The sequence below is a fragment of the Streptomyces sp. NPDC036764 genome, from assembly GCF_055609385.1.
Genome location: NZ_JBVJPT010000001.1, coordinates 1,642,957 through 1,669,209, shown reverse-complemented (window position 1 = coordinate 1,669,209; position 26,253 = coordinate 1,642,957). Strand labels below are relative to the sequence as shown.

Annotated in this window: 2 protein-coding genes; both read right to left on the bottom strand. The window is 73.1% G+C overall.

What is annotated here, in order from left to right; genetic code table 11:
* Positions 1 to 12: 12 nt before the first annotated feature.
* Positions 13 to 8,658, bottom strand: coding sequence for a type I polyketide synthase (locus ACZ69Q_RS06510; RefSeq protein ID WP_471040109.1), 8,646 nt, complete (start codon positions 8,656 to 8,658; stop codon positions 13 to 15).
* Positions 8,655 to 26,222: a type I polyketide synthase gene (locus ACZ69Q_RS06505; RefSeq protein WP_471037325.1), complete on the bottom strand. Its 17,568-nt coding sequence runs from the start codon at positions 26,220 to 26,222 to the stop codon at positions 8,655 to 8,657. Before ACZ69Q_RS06505 ends, ACZ69Q_RS06510 begins: the two co-directional genes overlap by 4 nt.
* Positions 26,223 to 26,253: the final 31 nt, after the last annotated feature.

Genomic DNA, 26,253 nt, shown 5'->3' with positions numbered 1-26,253 from the left:
CCCTCGGCGTGTTCAGCGCTCCGACAGCCAGCCGTGTACCGCGCGCGCGGTGGTGTCGGCGTCACCGTCCAGCAGGCTGACGTGGGTGCCGGGCACTTCCACCGCCTCGTGCGGCAGCGGCCAGGCGGGCCGGTCGGCGCCCAGGAGCAGGGCGGGGTCGTGCTCCGCGGCGGACACGAAGAGGGTCCGCGGCGCCTCGGCGGCGGGCGCGGGCCGCCACCCGTCGAACAGGCGGCCGTAGTGGGCGGTCGCGGTGAGCTGGTCGGCGTCGACGGGGACGTCGGGGAAGTCCCGCATGATCCGGCAAGAGGTCGCGACCATGGCCAGCGCGAGGTTCTCGTCGGGTGTCTCCGGCGAGTCGAGCAGCACCAAGGCGTTCGGAGGTGCGCCGGCCTCGGTCAGCGCGGCGGCCAGAAGGTGGGCCTGCCAGCCACCGGAGGAGTAGCCGACGAGGGTCAGCGGCTTGTCCCCGAGGGCGGCAAGGACGGCCTCCGCCTGCCGGGCGGCAGCGGCCTCGGGGCTGTCGGGCAGCGCCTCGCCGGCCGCATAGCCGGGCGCGGGCAGCACCCAGACGTCACGGCTGCCGTGCAGGGCGGCGGCGAACCGGGAGTACTGGTAGGCGGTGACGGGTGCCACCAACGACGGCAGGCACAGCAGGGCCTCACCGTCGGTGCCGGTGGCGAGCCGGACCGGCCGGGGGGCGGGGGCGGACGCGCCGGGGCGGGCGTCCGGGTGGGTCACCTCGCCGGGCGGCGTGTCGGACAGGCCGAATCCCGGTCGCATCGCGGCCGCGAGGTGCAGCACGTCCAGTCCCCTGTCGTACTGCTCCCGATCGAAGGCGTACCGCACGAGCGCGGTCACGGCGTCGCCGGCCACGGCCGACCGGCCTTCCGCATCGGCCAGTTGACCACCGATGTGGACGGCAAGGGCGCGCGCCGTGGCGTGGTCGTAGAGGGCGGACGTCGGCAGCTCGACTCCGCAGGCGCGGCCGATGCGGTTGCTGAGGTCGGCCAACGACAGGGAGGTGAAGCCCAGTTCGAGGAACCGCTGCGTGACGCCGACCTCGCCGGTGTCGGTGTGCCCGAGGACCTGGGCCACTTGCGCGACGACGAGCTCCAGGACCGCGCCCTCGCGCTCGGCCGGCGGCAGGGAGCGCAGGCGGTCGGCGGCCGCGGACGGAGATGACGGCTCGTGGGGAGCGGGCAGGGGCTCGTCGGACGAGGGCAGCTCGCGCGGAACCTCGGGAAGGCCGAGGAAGCTCATCGCGCCGTTCTCACCCGCACGGTCCGGCAGCCAGTACCGCCGGCGCCGGAAGGCGTACGTCGGCAGGTCGACCCGGCGCGCACCGGTCCCGGTGAACACGGCACCCCAGTCGACGTCCGTGCCATGCACGAAGACCTCGGCGAGAGCGGTGATCAGCGCGGCGGCCTCAGCCCGGTCGCGGCGCAGGACGCTCACGGCGACGGCGGTCCCGGCGGGCGCCTGCGCGCTGAGCACCGGGTCCGGGCCGATCTCCAGGAGCCGGCTGACCCCTTGGCCGGCGGTGACGGTGGTGAGGGCGTCGTGGAAGCGCACCGGCCTGACGATCTGGTCCGCCCAGTAACGTGCGGTGGTCCACTCGCCGTCCCGCAGCCCCTGCCCGGTGACCGTACTGACGGCGGGCACGCTCGGCGTGCGGTAGGCGATGGAGTCGGCCACGGCGGCGAAGTCGTCCAGGACCGGCTGCATCAGGGGTGAGTGGAAGGCGTGGCTGACGCGGAGCCGGCTCGTACGCCGCCCGCGCTCGCGGAAGTCGGTGAGCACTGCCTCGACGGCGCCCTGCGCGCCCGACACCACGACGGACCGCGGCCCGTTCACGGCGGCGATCGACACGTCCCCGTCGAGTACCGCGGTGACGTCGTCCTCGGTGGCCTCGACCGCGGCCATCGCGCCGCCCTCGGGAAGGGCCTGCATCAGCCGGGCCCGCGCCGCCACCAGCCGTACCGCATCGGGGAGTTCGAAGACCCCGGCAGCATAAGCAGCCGCGAACTCGCCGACCGAGTGGCCGACGACGCAGTCGGGCTCGGTCCCCCACGAACGCAGCAGCTCCACCAGGGAGACCTGTAGGGCGAACAGCGCGGCCTGTGCGTAGCCGGTGCGGTCCAGCAGCGCGGCGTCCGCCGAGCCCTCGGGGGCGAAGACCGCGGCCCGTACGCCCGAGGTGAATCCGGTGGCGCCGTCGAACTCCCCGTCGAGGTGCGCGCACACCTCGTCGAAGGTCTTCGCGAACACGGGGAACCGGGCGTACAACTCCCGTCCCATTCCCGGGCGCTGGCTGCCCTGCCCGGTGAACAGCCATGCCGTCCCGCCCTCGGTGACGGTGCCGCTGACGATGTCCGGGGGTGTGGTGCCGGTACCGAAGGACGTGAGGGCGGTGGCCAGCGTCCGGGTGTCGGGGCCGAGGGCAACGGCGCGGTGGGTCAGAGCGGCGCGGGTGGTGGCCAGCGAGTGGCCGATGTCGTGTGCCGCGTGGCCGTCGGTGAGCGCCGTCGCGAGACGGGCGGCCTGCTGGGTGAGCGACTCGGGGCGGTGGGCGGACAGGACCCAGGGCACGAGCGGGAGCGAGTCGTCGGATGCAGGCTGCTCGGGGCGCGGGGGCTGCTCCGGCTCGGGGGCTTCTTCGAGGATGACGTGGGCGTTGGTTCCGCTGATCCCGAACGCCGACACACCCGCCCGCCTCGGCCGCTCCCCGCGCGGCCAGGACCGGGACTCCGTCAGCAGCCGAACCTGCCCCGCCTCCCAATCCACATGCGAGGAAGGCCGGCCGACATGCAGCGTCGCCGGCAGAGACTCCCGCTGCATCGCCAGCACCATCTTGATGACACCGGCCACCCCCGCCGCGGCCTGCGTATGCCCGAGATTCGACTTCACCGACCCCAGCCACAGCGGCCCGCCGGTGCGTTCCTGGCCGTAGGTGGAGAGCAGGGCCTGCGCCTCGATCGGGTCACCGAGCGTCGTGCCCGTCCCATGGGCCTCGACCACGTCGACGTCGGCAGCGGAGATCCGGGCCGTCTTCAGTGCCTGGCGGATCACCCGCTGCTGGGAAGGACCGTTCGGCGCGGTCAGCCCATTGGAAGCACCATCCTGATTGACTGCCGAACCCCGTACGACCGCCAGCACCGGGTGATTGTTGCGGCGGGCATCCGAAAGCCGCTCCAAAACCAAAATGCCCGCACCCTCACCCCACACCGTCCCATCCGCACCCTCACCAAAAGCCTTGCACCGGCCATCCACCGCAAGACCCCGCTGCCGCGAAAACTCCACAAACGCAGCAGGCGACGACATCACCGTCACCCCACCCGCCAACGCCAGACCACACTCACCCGACCGCAACGCACGCACCGCCAGATGAAGAGCCACCAACGCCGACGAACACGCCGTGTCCACCGTCACCGCCGGCCCCTCCAACCCCAACGCATACGCCACCCGTCCCGACATCACACTCGCAGCAGACCCCGTCCCCACAAACCCCTCAACCCCACCAAAACCACCCCGCGACGCCAACAAATAATCCTGACCATTCGTCCCCACAAACACACCCGACACCGACCCCCGCACCGACACCGGATCCACACCAGCCCGCTCCAACGCCTCCCACGACACCTCCAACAACAACCGCTGCTGCGGATCCATCGCCAACGCCTCACGCGGCGAAATCCCAAACAACTCCGCATCAAAATCCGCCACACCAGACACAAACCCACCGGAATTCACATACGAAGTCCCGGAATGCTCGGGGTCGGGGTGGTAGACGCGCTCGATGTCCCAGCCGCGGTCATCGGGAAACGAGGTCACACCGTCACGGCCGGCCGCGAGCATCTCCCACAACTCGTCCGGCGACGACACACCACCCGGGAAACGGCAGGCCATCCCCACGATCGCGACGGCGTCGTCGTCGAGTGCATCGCCGGTGGAGGTACCCGCGGTGGTGTCCCGGGGCTCGATGTCGGGGTCGGCGCCGGGTAGTTGGGCGCGGATGTGGGTCGCGAGGGCGGCGGGGGTCGGGTGGTCGTAGACGAGGGTGGCGGGCAGCCGCAGCCCGGTCGCGGCGCCCAGGCGGTTGCGCAGTTCCACCGAGGTGAGGGAGTCGAAGCCCAGGTCGTTGAACGGGCGGTCGGCGGCGATCGCGGCGGCGGAGTCGTGCCCGAGGACCTCGGCGACGGTGGACCGTACGTGGGCGAGGACGAGGCGTTCGCGTTCCGCGGACGGGCGGCCGTGCAGGGCCGTCACGAGTTCGCCGCCGCCTGCCGTGGAGCGGTCGGGGCTGCCGGTACGGGCGTCCTGCTGAGCGGGGGCGGTGAGTTCGCGCAGGAGTGAGCCCTGGTGGGCGTAGGCGGTGGTCTCGGCGAAGCGGGCCCAGTCGGCGTCGAGGACGGTGGCGCAGGTGCGGTCGTCGTCGAGGATGCGTCCGAGTGCGTCCAGGGCAGCATCGGGGGTGAGCGGCCGGATGCCGAGCCGGGCGAGGTGCGTGGTGACAACCGGGTCGGCCGCCATGCCGTCGCCGGCCCAGGGTCCCCACGCGACGGACGTGGCCGGCAGGCCGGCGGCACGGCGGTGCTGGGCGAGCGCGTCGAGCTGGGCGTTGGCGGCGGCGTAGGCGGCCTGGCCGGCGTTGCCGGTGACGCCGGCCGTGGAAGAGAACAGCACGAAGGCGTCGAGAGTGCGGTCGGCGGTCAGTTCGTGCAGGTGCTGGGCGGCGTCGGCCTTCGCGGCGAGGACGCGGGCCAGCCGTTCGGGGGTGAGGTCGGCGGCGAGGCCGTCGTCGAGGACTCCCGCCGCGTGGACGACGACGGTCGGCGGGTGGGCGTCCAGGAGGCCGGCCAGGGCGGTGCGGTCCGCGACGTCGCAGGCGGCGAGCGTGACGTCGGCTCCGCGGCCGCGCAGCTCGTCGCGCAGTTCTCGGGCGCCGGGGGCGGTGACGCCGCGCCGCGAGACCAGGACGACATGCTCGATGCCCTGGTCGACGAGCCAGTGGGCGATGTGCCGGCCGAGCGCGCCGGTGCCGCCGGTGACGAGGGCGGTGCCGCGGAAGCGGGTGCTCCGCGGTCGTCCGCCCGAGGTGGCGGCGGACTGCCCGGCCGCGGCGGTGTCGCGGACGAGGCGGGCCGCGAGGACTCCGGTGGGGCGCAGGGCGAGTTGGTCCTCGTCGCCGGGGGCGGCCAGCAGCCCTGCGAGGCGCTGCGGCTCGTCGGGGTCGGGGTGTGCGGGGAGGTCGAGGAGGCCGCCCCAGCGGTCGGGCTGTTCGAGGGCGAGCGTACGTCCCAGGCCCCATACGGCGGCTTCGTCGGGCCGGGACGGGGTGTCACCGGCGCCCACCGACTGAGCGGAGCGCGTGGCACACCACAAGCGAGCGGCCGGGGCGCTGTCGGAGAGTGCCTGCCACAGGGCGAGCACGGCGCCCGGCGACGACACCAGCGCCAGTGCATGGGTGGGCTCGTGGCCGGTGGCGCGGATGCGGTCCGCGAGGTCGGCACGGGTGTCGCCGGCCGCGACGGGGATCAGGTCGACCACGGCGCCGGACCGGCGCAGGGCCGCCGCGATGTCCGCGACAGCTCGGTCGGCGGGGTCGGCCGCGGCCACCAGCCAGCGGCCCGGGAGGCCGGCCGGGTCGGCGGCGAGGCGGGCGGGCCGCCACCGGACGCGGTAACGGCGGGCCGCCTGCTCCAGATCCCGGCGGCCCTGCCGGCGCCAGGCGGACAGCGCGGGGACGAGGGTGTCCAGGGCCTGGTCGCCGGGCACACCCAGCCGCTCGGCGAGCGCGCCGACCTCGCCCCGCTCCACGAGGTCCCAGAATCGTGCCTCGACACCGTCGGGGCCGGTCCCCGTGCCCCGCTCCTCGACGACATGGTCGGGCAGCCAGTACCGCTCGCGCTGGAACGCGTACGTGGGCAGGTCCACCCGCCGCGCCCCCGTCCCCTCGAAGAGCGCGGACCAGCGGACGTCGGCGCCACGGACGTACATCTCGGCGACGGCCGTCAGAACGGCCTGCTGCTCCGGCTGTCCGGTGCGCAAGGTGGCCGCCGCGGCGTGCCCGGCCTCCCTGGCGAGCGCGGTGAGGACGGCTTCGGGGCCGACCTCCAGGAGCCGGACGGCTCCCTGGGGGCCGGTGACGGTGGTGAGCGCGTCGTGGAACCGTACGGGCCGGCGGACCTGCTCGATCCAGTACGTCGGTGTGGTCCAGTCCCCGTCGCGCAGCACCTCGCCGGTCAGGGTGCTGACGGCGGGCACCGCCGGCGTGCCGTAGGAGACACCGGCCGCCACGGTGGTGAACTCGGCCAGCATCGGGTCCATCAGCGGCGAGTGGAAGGCGTGGCTGACCCGCAGTCGCTTCGTACGGCAACCACGGTCGTGGAACTCGGTGAGCACTGCCTCGACCGCGCTCTGCGCGCCCGACACCACGACGGAGCGCGGCCCGTTCACGGCGGCGATCGCGACGTCCCCGTCGAGTACCGCGGTGACGTCGTCCTCGGTGGCCTCGACCGCGGCCATCGCGCCGCCCTCGGGAAGGGCCTGCATCAGCCGGGCCCGCGCAGCCACCAGCCGTACCGCATCCGGGAGTTCGAAGACCCCGGCCGCGTACGCCGCGGCGAACTCGCCCACGGAGTGGCCCATGACGCAGTCCGGTCGCATGCCCCAGGAGCCGAGGAGAGCGATGAGGGCCACTTGCAGGGCGAACAGGGCGGGTTGCGCGTGACCGGTGCGGGACAGGGTCTCGGGATCGCCGGTGAACATGGTCTCGCGCAGGGGGACGTGGCCGGGGTCGTCCGCGCCGAGTTCGGCGTCCAGGAGCTCGCAGACCTCGTCCAGTGCTCGGCGGAACTCCGGGAATGCGTCGTGGAGTTCGCGCCCCATGCCGGGCCGCTGGCTGCCCTGCCCGGTGAACATCCATGCCGTACGGCCCTTGAGGGTGTGCCCGGTGACCACTGCCGAGTGCTGCTGTCCGTCGGCGAGGGCGCACAGGCCCCCGGTCAGCTCGTCGAAGCCGGGGCCGAGGACGACGGCACGATGGGTCAGGACGGCACGGGTGGTGGCCAGCGAGTGGCCGAGGTCGGCAGGGGATGCCGGGTTCGCGGCGAGGTGCGCGGCCAGGCGTTCGGCCTGTGCGCGAAGGCTGTCGGCGTCTCGGCCGGCCAGGAGCCAGGGGGTGGGGGTGACGGGGGGTTGAGCGGCGGGACGAGAATCGGTGGAGGGCTCGTCGGCGGCCTGGTCAGCCCTTTCGGCCGGGGCTTCTTCGAGGATGACGTGGGCGTTGGTTCCGCTGATCCCGAACGCCGACACACCCGCCCGCCTCGGCCGCTCCCCGCGCGGCCAGGACCGCGACTCCGTCAGCAGCCGAACCTGCCCCGCCTCCCAATCCACATGCGAGGAAGGCCGGTCCACATGCAGCGTCGCCGGCAGAGACTCCCGCTGCATCGCCAGCACCATCTTGATGACACCGGCCACCCCCGCCGCGGCCTGCGTATGCCCGAGATTCGACTTCACCGACCCCAGCCACAGCGGCCCGCCAGTGCGTTCCTGGCCGTAGGTGGAGAGCAGGGCCTGCGCCTCGATCGGATCCCCGAGCGCGGTCCCCGTACCGTGCGCCTCGACCACATCGACATCCGCGGCCACCACACCGGCATTCCGCAACGCCTGGCGGATCACCCGCTGCTGGGAAGGACCGTTCGGCGCGGTCAGCCCATTGGAAGCACCATCCTGATTGACGGCCGACCCCCGCACCACCGCCAGCACCGGGTGATTGTTGCGGCAGGCATCCGAAAGCCGCTCCAAAACCAAAATGCCCGCACCCTCACCCCACACCGTCCCATCCGCACCCTCACCAAAAGCCTTGCACCGGCCATCCACCGCAAGACCCCGCTGCCGCGAAAACTCCACAAACGCAGCAGGCGACGACATCACCGTCACCCCACCCGCCAACGCCAGACCACACTCACCCGACCGCAACGCACGCACCGCCAGATGAAGAGCCACCAACGCCGACGAACACGCCGTGTCCACCGTCACCGCCGGCCCCTCCAACCCCAACGCATACGCCACCCGCCCCGACATCACACTCGCAGCAGACCCCGTCCCCACAAACCCCTCAACCCCACCAAAACCACCCCGCGACGCCAACAAATAATCCTGACCATTCGTCCCCACAAACACACCCGACACCGACCCCCGCACCGACACCGGATCCACACCAGCCCGCTCCAACGCCTCCCACGACACCTCCAACAACAACCGCTGCTGCGGATCCATCGCCAACGCCTCACGCGGCGAAATCCCAAACAACTCCGCATCAAAATCCGCCACACCAGACACAAACCCACCGGAGTTCGCGTAAGTACGGCCGGGCTGCCCGGGAACAGGGTCATAAAGTTCGTCCATGTCCCACCCACGGTCGGCCGGGAACGGGACCACTCCGTCACGGCCGGCCGCGAGCATCTCCCACAACTCGTCCGGCGAAGACACATCACCCGGGAAACGGCAGGCCATCCCCACGATCGCGATGGGTTCGCGGGAGGCCGCGAGGAGTTGGCGGTTGCGCTTCTTCAGCGTCTCGGTCTCCTCCAGGGACTTGCGCAGGGCCTGGACGACCTTTTCGTACGGTGCGCTCATCGATGCCTCTGTCAGTCTCGTGGGTCGGAGTCGAAGCCGAAGTCGTCGTCCGAGCGGTCGGTCGCGTCGGCCGGGTCGGTCATGTCGCCGAGTGCGAGGTTCACGAGGTCGTCGACGGCGAGGTCGGCGATGGAGGGGTCCTCGTCCGGCGTGCCGTCGGACCAGACCGCGCCCTCGTCCTCGGCGCGACGCTCCGCTTCCTCGGCTTCCGTGAGCAGGGTGCGCAGGCCGGGAAGGAGGCCGGCGTCGCGCAGTCGGCTGAGCGGGGCCGCGGCGAGGATGCGGCGCAGGCGGGCCTCGTCGAGGTCCGTCAGGTCCTGCGGGGAGGTGTCCGCGGTGTCGTCGGGGAAGAGCTCGGTGTGGAGGTGGCGGCCGAGGGCGGCCGGGGTGGGGTGGTCGAAGACAAGGGTGGTCGCGAGGCGGAGCCCGGTCGCGGCCATGAGCTGGTTGCGCAGGTCGACGGCCGTGAGGGAGTCGAAGCCGAAGTCCTTGAAGGCACGGTCGGCGTCGATCGCGGCGGGCGTCTCGTGGCCGAGCACCGCCGCGACGCGGGACTGGACGAAGTCGCCCAGGGCGCGCTCGCGTTCGCCGGCCGGCAGGCCGCGAAGCCGTGCGACGAGTTCGCCGGCCTCGGCGGCGCCGGTGCCGCCACCGTTGCGGGTGGCGGTCGCAGCGTCGGGCAGGTCGGCGAGCAGGGCGCTGGGACGCGCCAGGGCGAAGGCGGTCGCGAAGCGGTCCCAGGAGACGTCCACCACTGCGGTGCAGGGTCGGTCGTCGGCGAGCACCTGGTCGAGGGCCGCGAGCGCGCGCTCGGGCGGCAGGGGGCGCAGTCCGGAGCGGCGGATACGTTCCTCGGCGGCACGGTCGGCCGCCATGCCGTCGCCGGCCCACGGCCCCCACGCGACCGACGTGGCCGGCAGGCCCGCGGCACGGCGGTGCTGGGCGAGCGCGTCGAGGTGAGCGTTGGCGGCGGCGTAGGCGGCCTGGCCGGCGTTGCCGAGGACACCGGTCACGGAGGCGAACAGTACGAAGAGTCCGAGGCCCCGGTCGGCGGTCAGTTCGTGCAGCAGGTCCGCCGCGCGGGCCTTGGCGGCGAGGGCGTCGGCGAGGTGCCGTGGGGTGAGGTCGGCGAGGACGCCGTTGGCGGGGACGCCGGCCGCGTGCACGACGCCGGTGAGCGGGGTGTCCTCGGGGATCCCGTCGATCAGCGCGCGGACCTCTTCGCGGTCGGTGAGGTCGCGGGCGGTCAGGGTGACGCGGGCGCCCAACGCGGCGAGTTCGTCGCGCAGTTCGCTGGCGCCGGGTGCGTCGGCGCCGCGCCGGGAGGCGAGCAGCAGATGCCGGGCGCCTCGCTCGGCGAGCCGTCGGGCGAGGCGCCGACCGAGGGCTCCGGTGCCGCCGGTGATCAGTACGGTGCCGCTCAGGCCGTCCGCCGGCGGCACTTCGGGGCGCACGGTGCCGGGAGCGTCGTCCCGTACGAAGCGCGCGGCGAAGACACCGCCCGCGCGGACGGCGAGCTGGTCCTCGGACCAGGTGGCTGAGCGGCCGTGGGCGAGGAGCTGGGCGAGCCGGGTCAGGTCCCGGTGCCCGGGGCGGACCGGAAGGTCGGTCAATCCGCCCCAGACGTCGGGGTGTTCGAGGGCGAGGCTGCGGCCGAGTCCCCAGAGCTGTGCCTGGGCGGGGTGGCGCAGCGGATCTCCGGTGCCGACGGACACCGCGGACCGGGTCGCGCACCACAGCGGCGCACCGGTTCCACCGGCCGCGTCGGCCCACACCTGGGCGAGCAGCAGGGTCAGGGCGGTCGCGACGGGCGCCTGCCCATCGGCCGTGTCCTGGTGCCCGTCGCGCGTGGCTCGGTGACCGTCTCCGGTGCTCTGCCGCCGCGGCCGGTCCGTGGCGGACTGCTGTCCCTCCCCGGCGGGCCCTTGCTCGTCCGCCCAGGCCAGGAGGGACAGCGCACCGTCCGGGGCGAGTTCGCGCACCCGGGTGGCGAGCGCGGTCCGGCTGTCGTGGTTGCCGATGGTCAGTACGGTGACCTGGGCGCCGGCGTCCCGCAGGGCCCGCGCGCACTGCTCGACGAAGCCGTTCTGGTCGGCCGCCACCTGTTCGGGGGCGACGACCAGCCAGTTCCCGGTGAGCGTGGCGGCCGGTACGCCGATCGGCTTCCAGGTGACCGTGTAGCGCCAGGCGGCGAGTTCGGACGCCTCGCTCTGCCGCCTGCGCCAGTCGGACAGCACCGGAAGCAGGGTTTCGAGGGGCGCGTCGGCGCTGACGCCGAGGCGGTCGGCGAGCGCGGCCGGGTCGCCGCCGTCGACGAGGCTCCAGAAGCCGGCGTCGGTGCCGTGCTGCCGTGCGACGCCCGGCCGTTGTGCCCGGCGGTCGCGCAGCCAGTAGCGGCGGCGCTGGAAGGCGTATGTGGGCAGTTCGACGCGTGCACCGGCCCCGAGGTCGGCGGGGTCGGCGGCTGCCGTGACGGCGGCCCAGTCGGTCCGCATGCCGCGGACGAAGAGGTCGGCCACGGCCGTGAGCAGCGTTTCGGCCTCGGGTCGGCCCGCCCGCAGAGCGGCGGCCGCGCTCACGCGCGCGTCGGTGGCGGAGCGGGCGAGCGCGGTGAGGACCGGGTCGGGGCCGAGTTCCAGGAGCCGGGTCGCGCCGAGGCCACCCGTGGCGGTGGTGAGGGCGTCGTGGAAGCGCACGGGACGACGCACCTGGTCCACCCAGTAGGCGGCGGACGCCCACTGGGTCGTGACGGACTCGCCCGTGGCGGTGCTCACGGCGGGGGTCGTCGGGCGGCGGTAGGCGATCGTCGCGGCGACGGTGGCGAAGTCGGCGAGCATCGGGTCCATCAGCGGTGAGTGGAAGGCGTGGCTGACCCGCAGCCGGGACACCCTGCGTCCCTGTCCGCGTGCCACGGCCATCGCCTCGACGACCAGTTCCTCGTCACCGGACACCACCACGGACGAGGGCCCGTTGACGACGGCGACGGCGATCTGGCCGCTGCCGGTCAGCTCCTTCAGCAGCTCGGTCACCTCGGCCTCGCCGCCCTCCACGGCCGCCATCGCACCGCCCTCGGGCAGCGCCTGCATCAGGCGGGCCCGAGCGGCCACCAGCTTCACCGCGTCGGGGAGTTCGAAGACCCCGGCGGCGTACGCGGCGGCCAGCTCGCCCACCGAGTGGCCGAGCACGAGGTCGGGGCGGACGCCCCAGGACCTGAGGAGCTCGACGAGGGCCACTTGCAGGGCGAACAGGGCCGACTGCGCGTAGCCGGTGGCGTTCAGCGGGTTCGCGTCGTCCTGCCGGCCGTCGGGCTCGGCGAGCAGCATCTCGCGCAGCGGATGCGTGAATCCGGCCCCGGATCCCCCGAGTTCGGCTTCGAGGAGCTCGCACACTGCGTCCAATGCCTGCGCGAACACCGGGTAGGCGGCATGGAGTTCCCGTCCCATGCCGGGCCGCTGGCTGCCCTGACCGGTGAACATCCATGCCGTGCGGCCCTCGCCGACCGTGCCGGTGACGATCGTGGCAGGGCCGGCGGCCGGGGTGTCGTCGGCCGCCAACGCGTCCAGTCCGGTGCGCAGTTGGTCGAGGCCGGTGCCGAGTACGACGGCACGGTGGTCGAGCACGGCACGGGTCGTCGCCAGCGCGTGCGCGACGTCTGCGGGGAGGGCCGGCTCGTCCAGGGAGCCGATGAAGCCCGTCAACCGGGCCGCCTGGGCGCGGGTCGCCCGGTCGGTACGGCCTGAGACGACCCAGGGCACGAGCGGGGAACCGGGGTCCGCCGCCCCCGCACCCGGCGTCCCATCCGGCTCCCGCCCGTTCACGCTCTGGCCGCCCGGGGCTTCTTCGAGGATGACGTGGGCGTTCGTACCGCTGATGCCGAACGAGGACACGCCGGCCCGGCGCGGGTGTCCGGCGGCCTCCCAGTCCCGCGGCTCGGTGAGCAGCCGTACGGCCCCGGACTCCCAGTCGATGTGCTCGGAAGGCCGGTCGACGTGCAGGGTGCGCGGCAGATGGCGCCGCTGGAGCGCCATGACCATCTTGATGACGCTCGCAGCGGCGGCGCCCGCCTGGGCGTGCCCGATGTTCGACTTGATCGAGCCGAGCCAAAGCGGTTCGTCCTCGGTGCGCGCCCGGCCGTACGTCGCGAGCAGGGCGTGTGCCTCGATCGGGTCGCCGAGCCGGGTGCCGGTGCCGTGCGCCTCGACCACGTCGACCTCGGCGGGCGAGACGCGGGCAGCCTTCAGCGCCTGGCGGATCACCCGCTGCTGGGAAGGACCGTTCGGCGCGGTCAGCCCATTGGACGCACCATCCTGATTGACCGCACTGCCCCGCACCACCGCCAGCACCGGATGGTTGTTGCGGCGAGCGTCGGACAGCCGCTCCAGGACGAGCATGCCCCCGCCCTCGCTCCAGCCGGTCCCGTCGGCGCTGTCGGCGAAGGACTTGCAGCGGCCGTCCCCGGCAAGTCCGCCCTGCCGCGCGAACTCAAGGAACATGCCCGGCGTCGCCATCACGGTGGCGCCGCCGGCCAGGGCCATGTCGCACTCGCCCGCCCGCAGCGCCTGGGCGGCCAGATGCAGGGCGACGAGCGCGGAGGAGCACGCGGTGTCCACGGACACGGCCGGGCCCTCCAGCCCGAACACGTACGAAAGACGCCCCGACGCCACACTCGGCGTGCTGCCCGTCAGCAGATAGCCGTCCGTCTCCGGGTCGGCGTCGTCGTCCTCCTGCCCGCTGGCGTACCCGTTCGCGGACACACCCGCGTACACGCCCGTCGCCGAACCCTGGAGGGACAGCGGGTCGATGCCCGCGCGCTCCAGGGCCTCCCACGCCGTCTCCAGCAGCAGCCGCTGCTGCGGGTCCATGGCGAGGGCCTCACGCGGCGAGATGCCGAACAGCTCGGCGTCGAACTCCGTCGCCCCGTCGACGAATCCGCCGACCGCCGCCACACCTTCCAGCGTCTTCATGTTCCAGCCGCGGTCGAGGGGGAAGGGCGTGATGCCGTCGCCGCCATCCGCGACCAGCGACCAGAGTGCCTCGGGCGAGTCCACGCCGCCGGGGTAGCGGCAGCCCATGCCGATGACGGCGATGGGCTCGTCGGCAGGTACCGCGGCGTACTCCTCCGTCGGCTCGTCGTCCGACGCGCCGACGAGTTGCTCCCGCAGGGACGCGGCCAGCGCGGCCGGCGTCGGGTGGTCGAAGATGACGGTCACGGGAAGCGTGATGCCGGTGGCGGAGCCGAGCCGGTTGCGCAGATCGACGGCGGTCAGTGAGTCGAATCCGAGGTCCTTGAAGGCGCGGGACGCGTCGACCGACCCCGCGGAGGAGTGCCCGAGCACCGCCGCCACCTGCGCCTGCACCAGGTCCAGCAGCTCGCGCTCCTGCTCCTCGACGGACAGCGTCCGCAGCCGTCCGGCCAGGGCACCGCCACTCGCGGCAGGTCCGGCGGCACGGCGTCGGCGGTCGGCGGCCGGCACGAGGCCGCGCAGGATGCCGGGCAGGCTGTCGCGTACGGCGGCCAGGGCGGACGTGCGCAGGGCGACGGGAACGGCGTTCGGCTCGTCGGCGACGAGCGCGGCATCGAGGAGGGCCAGGCCCTCGCGCGTCTCCAGCGCCGGGAAGCCCTGCCGGGCGAGCCGCTCCAGTTCCGGCCCGCCGAGGGTGCCGCCCATACCGTCCGCGTGCGCCCACATGCCCCAGGCCAGCGATACGCCGGGCAGCCCCTGGGCACGGCGAGTGGCCGCGAGGGCGTCGAGGACGTTGTTCGCGGCGGAGTAGGCAGCCTGACCGGCGTTACCCACGACACCCGCGAAGGAGGAGAACAGAACGAAGGCGGACAGGTCACGGTCGACCGTCAACTCATGCAGATGCAGAGCCGATTCGGCCTTCGCGGCCATGACACGGGCCAGCCGCTCCGGCGTCAGATCGGCGACAAGACCGTCGTCCAGTACGCCCGCCGCATGCACGACACCGGACAGGTCGACGCCGTCGAGCGCGGCGGCCAGCGCGGCACGATCGGCAACGTCACACGCGGCCACCGTGACACGGGCGCCCAACTGCTCCAGTTCCGCCGCGAGTTCGGGGGCGCCCGGTGCCTCGGGACCACGCCGGGAGACAAGGAGCAGGTCCCGTACCGCATGCTGGGTGACCAGGTGCCGGGCGACCTCCGCGCCCAGACCGCCCGTCCCGCCCGTGATCAGCACCGTGCCCTCGCCGCTCCACGGCGACGGCAGCGAGATGACGACCTTGCCGACGTGCTTGGCCTGGCCCAGCAGGCGCAGGGCCTGCGGCGCGTGCGAGATCCGGTAGGCGGTGACCGGGGCGGGCCGCAGCGCGCCATCCTCGAACAGGTTCAGCAGGGCGGCGAACATCTCGGCGATCCGGTCGGGGCCCGCGTCGATGAGGTCGAAGGCGGTGTAGTCGATGCCGTGCTCAGCCCGGACCTCGTCGGCATCGCGGATATCGGTCTTGCCCATCTCCACGAACCGCCCACCCGGCCGCACCAACCGCAGCGACGCGTCCACGAACTCACCCGCGAGCGAGTCCAACACCACATCCACACCCGACCGGAACCGCTCCTCGAACTCCGTCGTCCGGGAGGAGGCGATCCGCTCGTCCGGGACCCCGAGCTCACGCACGACCGGCCACTTCGGCTCGCTGGCGGTCGCATACACCTCGGCCCCCAGGTGGCGGGCGAGCTGTACGGCCGCCGTGCCCACACCTCCGGCAGCGGAGTGGACCAGTACCGACTCCCCCGCCTCAAGTCCGGCGAGGTCGACCAGGGCGTAGTAGGCGGTGAGGAACACGATCGGCACGGACGCCGCCTGCTCGAACGACCATCCCTCCGGTATCCGGGTCAGCAGTCGGCCATCGGTCACGGCCGTCGGGGCGAAGGCGCCGTCCAGCAGGCCCATCACCCGGTCACCGACCGCCAGATCGGTGACCTCCGCGCCGGTCTCGACGACCACGCCGGCACCTTCGTGCCCGAGCCGGCCGGCGTCGCCCGGATACATGCCGAGGACGTTCAGTACGTCGCGGAAGTTGACGCCGGCGGCCCGCACCCCGACCCGGACCTCGCCGGGTCCGAGGGGGCGCGGTTCCTCGGGAACGAGCCCGACCCCGTCGAGCCGGCCCTGAGCCACCACGTCCATCCGCCAACCGGCACCGACACCCGTCGGAGGGACCAGCACCCCGCCCGACGCCATGCGCACCATCCGGGGCGTCCAGATCCGGCCCGCGCGGATCGCGACCTGCTGGTCGTCGACGGGGGCGGCGGCGAGGCGGTACGACGCCGGGTCGTCGTCGACGTCGACGAGGGCGAAGCGGCCCGGGTGCTCGTTCATGGCGGAGCGCACCAGTCCCCAGACGCCGGCGCCACCGGTATCGGGGGTCTCCCCGTCCCGGACGGCCACGGCTCCGTTGGTCACGACGACCAGGCGTGCGCGTGCGAAGCGCTCCCCGTCGACCCATGCGCGGACGGCCGCCAGGACCTCGGTCACGGCTTCGGTCCCCGCCCCACGGCGGACCGGGAGCAGGACGGTGCCGGTGGCGGACACGGCGGCATCTCCGGCGGAGGAACCGTCGCCATCGCAGGGAACGAGCGCGAGCCCCGCCCCCCGCCAGGGCTCGGCGTCGTCCGGCACCCGCAGGACCGTCACCCGGTCGGTGACGGCGGCGGCGACGTTGTCGTCGGTGCCGGCCGGGGTCCACTGCACGCGGTAGAGGTGCTCGGCGCTCGTGGCGGCAGCGCCGGCGGCGAACTGAGCGGGCGACGCCGGACGCAGCAGCAGCGACTCGACGACGGCGACGGAAGCGCCGGTGCCGTCGGCGACGTACAGGGCGTAGGTGCCGGAGCCACGCGGGACGATCCGGACGCGAACGAGGTCCGCGCCGACGGCGTGGCAGGAAACGCCGGTCCAGGCGAACGGCAGCAGTGCACCCTGCTGTTCGTCGGCGCGCAGGGCGAGGGCGTGCAGCACCGAGTCGAGCAGTGCCGGGTGCAGTGCGAAGGCGTTCGCCTCGGTGGCCGCGCCGTCGGGCAGCGCGGCCTCGACGTACAGTTCCTCGCCGCGGGCCCAGACCTGCCGCAGGCCGCGGAAGGCGCTGCCGTAGCGCAGGCCGGTCTCGGCCAGCCTGTCGTACAGCCCGGTCGTGTCGATCGGTTCCGCGTCCGCGGGAGGCCAGTTCCGCAGCTCCGTGGGGTGGGCAGGTGCCGTGCCGCCGCTCACCGTTCCCTCGGCGTGCAGGGTCCAGATGGCGTCGTCGTCCTGAGTGTGGTCCGGGCGGGCGTACAGCCGCAGCGGGCGCGCGCCCGTGCCGTCGGGGGCGTCGAGGGCGATCTGGATCTGTACGGCGCCCTGTTCGGGGAGGATCAGCGGGGCCTGGAGGGTGAGTTCGTCGACGCGGTCGCAGCCGGCGCGGTCGGCTGCCGCCACGGCGAGTTCGACCAGCGCGGTGCCCGGTACGACGACGGTCTCGCCCACGACATGGTCCGCGAGCCACGGTGCGACGGCCGTCGACAGCCTCGCGGTCAGCAGGACGGCGTCCGTTCCCGCGACCGGGACGGCAGCGCCGAGCAGCGGGTGGTCCGCGGCCTTGAGGCCGAGCCCGCGCGCGTCCCCGCCCGAGCCCGCGTCGCGCAGCCAGTACCGCTCGCGCTGGAACGCGTACGTCGGCAGCGCCGTCGGGACGGCACCGCTGCCCTCGAACACGGCCGGCCAGTGGACGGCGGTGCCCCGGACGTACAGCTCGGCGACGGCACGAAGAGCCATCTCCGCTTCCGGCAGGTTCCTGCGCAGCGCGGAGAGCGCGAACGCAGGCTCCACCAGGGCGGACAGTACGGGGTCGGGGCCGATTTCGAGGAACCTTACGGCGCCGAGCTCGTCCACGGCCGTGCGTGCGGCGTCGTGGAAGCGGACCGCCTCACGCACCTGCCGTACCCAGTACTCGGGCGTGGTCCAGTCACCGTCGCCGAGCGTGGTCCCGCTCAGGGTGCTGACGCCGGGCAGCGTCGGCCGGTGATAGGTGATCCGTTCGGCGACGGCGGCGAACTCGTCGAGCATCGGCTCCATGAGCGGGGAGTGGAAGGCGTGCGAGACGCGCAGGCGGGTGACCCGGCGCCCGCGTTCACGAATCGCCGCCATGACCCGCTCGACGCCGTCCTCGGCGCCGGACACGACCACTGCGGCCGGTCCGTTGACGGCGGCGATCGTCACGTCGTCGCCGCCGGCGAGCAGCTCGGTGATCTCCGCCTCGCCGGCCTCGACGGCGGCCATCGCACCGCCCTCGGGAAGGGCCTGCATGAGGCGGGCGCGAGCGGCCACCAGCCGTACGGCTTCCGGGAGTTCGAAGACACCGGCCGTGCAGGCGGCGGCGTATTCGCCGATGGAATGGCCCAGCACGAGGTCGGGCCGCAGCCCCCAGGAGTCCAGTAGTGCCGCGAGCGCGGTCTCGACTGCGAACAGGGCGGCCTGTGCGTAGCCGGTGCGGTCGAGGAGGGCGGCGGCTTCGGTCCCGGCGTCGGCGAACAGGACGGCGCGCAGCGGGAGGGGGAAGCCGTCCACGCCGGACAGCTCGGTCTCCAGCAGAGCCGTCGTCTCGTCGAAGGCACGGGCGAACTGCGGGTAGGCAGAGTGGAGTTCACGTCCCATGCCGAGACGCTGACTGCCCTGACCGGTGAACATCCACGCCGTACGGCCCTCGGTGACGACGCCGGTCACAGCGGGCCCGGCGAGCCCCGACCGGAGCGCGTCGCTGTCCGGGCCCAGCACGACAGCCCGGTGTTCGAGGGCCGCACGGGAGGTGGCCAGGGACAGTCCGATGTCGAGCGGGGACAGTTCGGGCCGCTCGGCCAGGAAGGCGGTCAGCCTGTCCGCCTGCGCGTCCATCGCCTGCCGGCTGCGCCCCGAGAGCGCCCAGGGAATGACCGGCACCTGGGTCGGAGACTCCGGCCGGCGCGGGGACGGCACGGTCGGGGCTTCTTCGAGGATGATGTGGGCGTTGGTGCCACTGATGCCGAAGGACGAGACGCCTGCCCGACGCGGACGCTCACCACGCGGCCACGCCCGCTCCTGCGTCAGCAGCTCCACCGCACCCGCCGACCAGTCCACATGCGAGGACGGCTCATCAACGTGCAGGGTCCGCGGCAGACGCTCACGCCGCAGCGCCATGACCATCTTCGCCACGCTCGCGACACCGGCCGCCGCCTGCGCGTGCCCGATGTTCGACTTGATCGAGCCAAGCCACAACGGGTCGTCATCGGAGCGCGCCTGACCGTAGGTCGCCAGCAGAGCTTGCGCCTCGATGGGGTCGCCGAGCCGGGTGCCGGTGCCATGCGCCTCGACCGCGTCGACCTCGGCCGGTGACACCCCGGCGTTCGCGAGGGCCTGGCGGATCACCCGCTGCTGGGAAGGACCGTTCGGAGCGGTCAGCCCATTGGACGCACCGTCCTGATTGACCGCACTGCCCCGCACCACCGCCAGCACCGGATGGTTGTTACGCCGCGCATCCGACAACCGCTCCAGCACGAGAACGCCGCCGCCCTCGGCCCAGCCCGTCCCATCAGCGGCATCGGCGAACGACTTGCACCGCCCGTCACCCGCCAGCCCACCCTGCCGCGCGAACTCAAGGAAGATGCCCGGCGTCGCCATGACCGTGGCGCCACCGGCCAACGCGAGGTCGCACTCACCCGACCGCAACGCCTGGCAGGCCAGATGCAGGGCGACCAGAGCCGACGAGCAGGCGGTGTCGACCGACACAGCCGGCCCCTCAAGCCCGAACACGTACGAAAGACGCCCCGACGCCACACTCGGCGTACTGCCGGTCAGCAGATAGCCACCGGTCTCGCCCTGCGGGCTCTGCATGTTCCCGCCGTAGCCGCTCCCCGAGACACCGGCGTAGACGCCCGTCGGGGTTCCACGCAGCGAGGACGGATCAATACCCGCGTCCTCCAACGCCTCCCACGCCGTCTCCAACAACAACCGCTGCTGCGGATCCATCGCCAACGCCTCACGCGGCGAAATCCCGAACAACTCAGCATCGAAAAGCGCCGCACCCTCGACGAAACCACCAACCGCAGCCAACCCCTCCAACAGAGCAGGATCCCAACCACGATCCACCGGCAACGCCGACAAACCGTCCCGCCCCTCCACCACCAGATCCCACAACCCCTCAGCAGAATCCGCACCACCCGGGAACCGGCACCCCATCCCCACGATCGCCACCGGATCATCCACAGCCGTGCGCGTGCGGCCGACGGCTACCGCGCTACCGTCCGCGGTGTCCGCCACGCCCAGCAGCTCGGTCTTGAGGAAGCCTGCGAGGGCGGAGGGCGTCGGGTGGTCGAAGACGAGGGTGGCCGGGAGCGCGATACCGGTCGCGGAACCGAGGCGGTTGCGCAGATCGACGGCGGTGAGCGAGTCGAACCCGAGGTCCTTGAAGGCGCGTGAGGTATCGATCGACCCGGCGGACGCATGCCCGAGCACCGCGGCGACCTGCGCCTGCACCAGGTCCAGCAACTGACGTTCCTGCTCGGTCGGCTGGAGCTCGGCCAGCTTCCGGGCCAGGCCGCCGGCAGCCGCCGCCCCCGCCTGACCGGCGGCACGGCGTTGACGGTCGGCCGCAGGCACGAGCCCTTGCAGGATGCCGGGAAGGCTGTCTCGTACGACTGCCAGGGCGGGCGTTCGCAGGGCTACGGGGACGGTGAGTGGCTCGTTCACCAGCAGAGCGGCATCCAGCAGCGCCAGCCCCTCACCCGTCTCCAACGCCGGGAAGCCCTGCCCCGCCATCCGCTCCAACTCGGCCTCGCCCAGCGTGCCGCCCATCCCGTCGGCATTCGCCCACATGCCCCACGCCAGCGACACGGCCGGCAGCCCCTCGGCCCGGCGAGCCGCAGCGAGAGCGTCCAGGGCGTTGTTCGCGGCGGCGTAAGCCGCCTGGCCAGGATTGCCGACCACACCGGCGAACGACGAGAACAGCACGAACGCCGACAACTCACGATCAGCCGTCAACTCATGCAAAAGCAACGCCGATTCAGCCTTCGCGGCCACCACCCGGCCCAGCCGTTCAGCCGACAGGTCACCGATCAGGCCGTCATCGAGCACACCCGCCGCATGCACCACACCCGACAGATCCACACCGTCAAGGACAGCAGCGAGCGCATCACGATCAGCCACGTCACACGCGGCCACCGTGACATGAGCACCCAACTGCACGAGTTCTGACGTGAGTTCGGCGGCACCCGGGGCTCCCGGACCGCGCCGGGACACCAGCAGCAGATCCCGTACCCCGTGCTTGGTGACCAGGTGCCGGGCGACCTCCGCACCCAGACCACCCGTCCCACCCGTGATCAACACCGTGCCCTCACCACCCCACGGCGACGGCACGGAAAGGACAACCTTCCCGACGTGCTTGGCCTGCCCCAGCAGACGCAACGCCTCCGGCGCCCGGGAAAGGTCGTACGAAGTCACCTTCACCGGACGCAGCGCACTGCGCTCGAACAGCTCCAGCAGCGCGGTCCACATCTCGGCGATGCGGTCCGGGCCGGCGTCCATCAGGTCGAACGAGCGATACGACACCCCATGCTCGGCCCGGACCTCGTCGGCGTCGCGGATGTCCGTCTTGCCCATCTCCACGAACCGCCCACCCGGCCGCACCAACCGCAGCGAGGCATCGACGAACTCACCCGCAAGCGAGTCCAGCACCACATCCACACCCGACCGGAACCGCTCCTCGAACTCCGTCGTCCGCGACGAGGCGATCCGCTCCTCCGCAACCCCCAGCTCACGCACCACCGGCCACTTCGGCTCACTCGCGGTCCCGTAGACCTCACCGCCAAGGTGCTGGGCAAGCTGCACGGCAGCCATCCCCACACCACCGGCAGCCGAATGGATCAACACCGACTCACCCGCCCGCAGCCCAGCCAGATCCACCAGCGCGTAATACGCGGTCAGGAACACGATCGGCACAGACGCCGCCTGCTCGAACGACCAACCCTCCGGCACCCGCGTCACCAACCTGGCGTCAGTGGTGGCCTGCGGGCCGAAGGCGCCGTCCAGCAGGCCCATCACCCGGTCGCCGACGGCGAGGCCGGTCACGTCGGGCGCAACCTCCATGACGACACCGGCGCCTTCATGGCCGAGCCGTCCGGCGTCTCCCGGATACATCCCCAGCACGTTCAGCACGTCACGGAAGTTCACCCCCGCCGCCCGCACCGCGACCCGCACCTCACCGGCCCGCAACGCACGCGGCTCCTCCGGCACCAGAGCAACGCCATCAAGCCGCCCCTGAGCCACCACATCCATCCGCCAACCGGCACCCGCACCCACCGGAGGCACCAGCACCCCACCCGACGCCATCCGCACCATGCGCGGCACCCACACCTGGCCGTCCCGGAGGGCGACTTGGTCCGTGTCGTCGCCGGTGTGCAGGGCAGCGGCCGGCGCATCGGGGTCGGTGTCGACTAGGGCGAAGCGGCCCGGGTGCTCGTTCATGGCGGAGCGCAGCAGGCCCCAGACTGCGGCTGCGGACGGGGCAGGGCTCTCCCCCGGTGTCACGGCGACGCCGCCCGAGGTCACGATGACCAGGCGGGAGTCCGCGAACCTCGGTTCGGCGAGCCAGCATTGCAGCACCGTGAGGGTCTCGGCGAGGACCTCCCCCACGGGACCGTCGGCGATGGGCAGCAGGACGCGGCGCGGGGTGGCGGCGCCGGTGTCGAGGGCGGTGAGCAGTGCGTCCAGGTCGGGGTGGATCGGGACGGCGTCGAGACGTCGCCGCTGCTCCGAGTCGCCCATGGTCCAGAGCGCGATGTCTCCCACGACGGCTATGTCAGTCGTCCGGCCTTCGGTGGGCGTCGCGGTGACGGCGGTCCATTCCACGCGGTACAGGTGCTGCTCGGGGCCCTGGGTCGTTCGCTGGGCGGCGAGTTCCGTGGTCGAGACGGGTCGGAGCAGGAGGGAGTCGACCGTGGCGACCGGTTCGCCGGTCGCGTCGGCGATCCGCAGGCCGATCTCGCCCTCGCCGCGCATGCGGAGCCGGGCGCGGACCGAGGTGGCGCCGACGGCCGTGAGGGTGACGCCGGACCACAGGAACGGCAGGAGTGCTGACCGGTCGTCGTCGCTGGCGCGCAGGGCGAGGGCGTGGAGGACGGTGTCGAGGAGCGCGGGGTGCAGGCCGAAGGAGCCGGCGTCGTCGGCGAGGGGTTCGGGGAGGGTGGCCTCGACGTACCAGTCGTCGGCGGTCCGCCAGACGCCGGAGATGCCGCGGAAGGCGGGGCCGTACTGAAGGCCGACGTCGGTGAGGCGGTCGTAGAGGCCTGCGAGGTCGGCGGGTTCGGCGTCGGCGGGCGGCCAGGCGCGCAGGTTCCAGGGCTCGTCGGTATGGGCACGGGCGCTGTCGCTGACCGTGCCGGTGGCGTGGAGCGTCCAGGCCTGTTCGACCTCGGCGTCCTCGGCGCGGGAGTAGACGCGCACGGTGCGGCGGCCGTCTTCGGTGGCGGCGTCGATGACGATCTGGACCTGGGCGGCACCCTGCTCGGGGAGGATCAGCGGGGCCTGGAGGGTGAGTTCGTCGAGGTGGCCGCAGTCGACGCGCAGGCCTGCCTGGACGGCGAGTTCGACGAGGGCGGTACCGGGGACGATGGCGAGTCCGCCGACCAGGTGGTCGGCCAGCCAGGGCGTGCCGGCGACCGACAGCCGGGCGGTGAGCAGGACGTTGTCGGAGCCGGCCACGGCGACGGCGGCGCCCAGCAGCGGGTGCCCGGCGACGCCGAGGCCGAGGCCGCGGGCGTCGGTGGCGGGCCGGTTGGCGTCGAGCCAGTAGCGGTGGCGCTGGAAGGCGTAGGTGGGCAGGTCGGTGCGGCGGGCGCCGGTGCCGTGGAACACCGCGGCCCAGTCGGCGGCGGCGCCCCGTACGAACATCTCGGCGAGCGCGGTCAGCACGGAGCCGCACTCGTCGCGGCCCTCGCGCAGGGTGGCCACGGCGGTGGTGTCGGGGTCGGCGGCCTGGACGAGGCCGGTGAGGACGGGGTCCGCGCCGATCTCCAGGAAGCGGGTGACGCCGAGTTCGGTGGTGGCGGTGCGCACGGCGGCGTGGAAGCGTACGGCCTCCCGCACCTGCCGTACCCAGTAGTCGGGGCTCGCCCAGTCGTCGCCGTCGGCGGCCCGTCCGGTGAGGGTGCTGACGGCGGGGACGACCGGGCGGCGGTGGCCGAGGCCCGCGATGGTCTCGGCGAACTCGTCCGTCATGGGGGCCATGAGCGGGGAGTGGAAGGCGTGGCTGACGCGCAGGCGGGTGACGCGCAGGTCGCGTTCGCGGGCCGCTTCCATGACCTGCCCGACGGCGTGTTCGGTGCCGGAGACGACGACGGCGCGCGGGCCGTTGACGGCGGCGATGACGGCGCCTTGCGTGAGAAGCGCGGTGGCCTCGGTCTCGTCGGCCTCGATCGCGGCCATGGCTCCGCCGTCCGGGAGCGCCTGCATGAGCCGGGCGCGGGCCGCCACCAGTCGTACGGCGTCGGAGAGTTCGAGGGCTCCGGCGGCGTGGGCGGCGACGATCTCGCCGATCGAGTGGCCGATGACGACGTCGGGTTCGGCGCCCCAGCTTCGCAGCAGGGCGACGAGGGCCGCCTCGACGGCGAAGATGGCCGTCTGGGCGTAGCCGGTGCGCTCGAGGAGCGCGGCCTCGGGTGTGCCGGGCTCGGCGAAGCAGACCTCACGCACGGGCGTGTCGAAGCCGGGCGCTCCGGCGAGTTCGGCGTCCAGAAGGGCGCAGATCTCGTCGAACGCGCGGGCGTAGCCGGGGTGTGCCGCGTACAGTTCGCGGCCCATGCCGGGGCGCTGGCTGCCCTGTCCGGTGAACAGCCAGGCGGTACGGCCCTCGGTGACCGTGCCCTTGACGGCGGTCGCGGTACCGGCGATGCCGGTGACGTTGTCGAGGGCGGCGCTCAGGGTGTCGCGGTCGGGGCCGAGGACGACGGCACGGTGGTCGAGGACGGCTCGGCCGGTGGCCAGGCTGTGGCCGATGTCGAGGGCGCAGGCGTCGGTTTCGGTGACGTGGGCGGCGAGGCGTTCGGCCGCCGCTTCCAGGGCGGTTGCGCTGCGTGCGGTCAGTACCCAGGGGATGCGGGGCAGGGCGTGGGGCGGCTCCTCGGCGGGGCCGTCGGCCGGGAGTTCGGCTTCGGGCGCCGGGGCGGGCTCGGGGGTGGCCTCTTCGAGGACCACGTGGGCGTTGGTGCCGCTGATGCCGAAGGAGGACACGGCGGTCCTGCGGGGGCGTTCGGCGTCTGGCCAGGGGCGGGACTCGGTGAGGAGGCGTACGGCACCGGCGGACCAGTCGACGTGGGAGCTGGGCCGGTCCGCGTGCAGGGTGGGCGGCAGGTGGCGGGCGCGCAGCGCCATGACCATCTTGATGATGCCGGCGACGCCGGCCGCCGCCTGGGTGTGCCCGATGTTGGACTTCACGGAGCCGAGCCAGACGGGGTTCTTCTCGTCCCGTCCCTTGCCGTAGGTGGCGAGCAGGGCCTGCGCCTCGATGGGGTCGCCGAGCCGGGTTCCGGTGCCGTGTGCCTCGACGGCGTCCACGTCGGCCGGGGTGAGCCGGGCGCTCGCGAGGGCCTGGCGGATGACGCGCTGCTGTGCGGGCCCGTTGGGCGCGCTGAGGCCGTTGGACGCGCCGTCCTGGTTGACGGCGGAGCCCCGGATCACGGCTAGGACGGGGTGGCCGAGACGCCGGGCGTCGGAGAGGCGCTCCAGGACGAGGACGCCGGCGCCCTCCGCCCATCCGGTGCCGTCGGCGTCGTCGGCGAACGCCTTGCAGCGGCCGTCGCCGGCCAGTCCGCCCTGCCGGGAGAACTCGACGAACGTCGTCGGCGCTGCCATCACCGTCACACCGCCCGCGAGCGCCGTCGCGCACTCGCCGGAGCGCAGGGACTGGCAGGCCAGGTGCAGCGCGACGAGGGACGAGGAGCAGGCGGTGTCGATGGTGACGGCGGGACCCTCGAAGCCGAAGACGTAGGCGATGCGTCCGGAGAAGACGCTGCCCGCGTTGCCGTTGGCGAGGAATCCCGCGACGTCCTTCGGCACCTCCTGGAGCCGGGAGGCGTAGTCGTGGTACATGAGCCCGGCGAAGACGCCGGTCGCCGTGCCGCGCAGGGACAGCGGGTCGATGCCTGCGCGTTCCAGGGCCTCCCAGGACGTCTCCAGCAGCAACCGCTGCTGCGGGTCCATCGCCAGGGCCTCGCGGGGGCTGATGCCGAACGCCTCCGCGTCGAACTCGGCGGCCTCGTGCAGGAAGCCGCCCTCCCGGGTGGCCGAGGTGCCGGCCGCCCGCTCCGCGTCGGTCGCGAACAGGGCGTCCAGGTCCCAGCCGCGGTCGGTGGGGAACGACGTGATGCCGTCCCCGCCGCCGCTCACCAGCTCCCACAGGTCCTGCGGCGAAGCGACTCCGCCGGGGTAACGGCAGCCCATGCCGACGATGGCGATCGGCTCGTGGTCCTTCGCCTCTGCCTCACGCAGGCGAAGGTGGGCGTCCTGGGCGTCGGCGATCGCACGCTTGAGGTATTCGCGGAGCTTTTCCTCGTTCGCCATCTGTTCCTTGTCCTTCGAAAGAGCGCGGAGA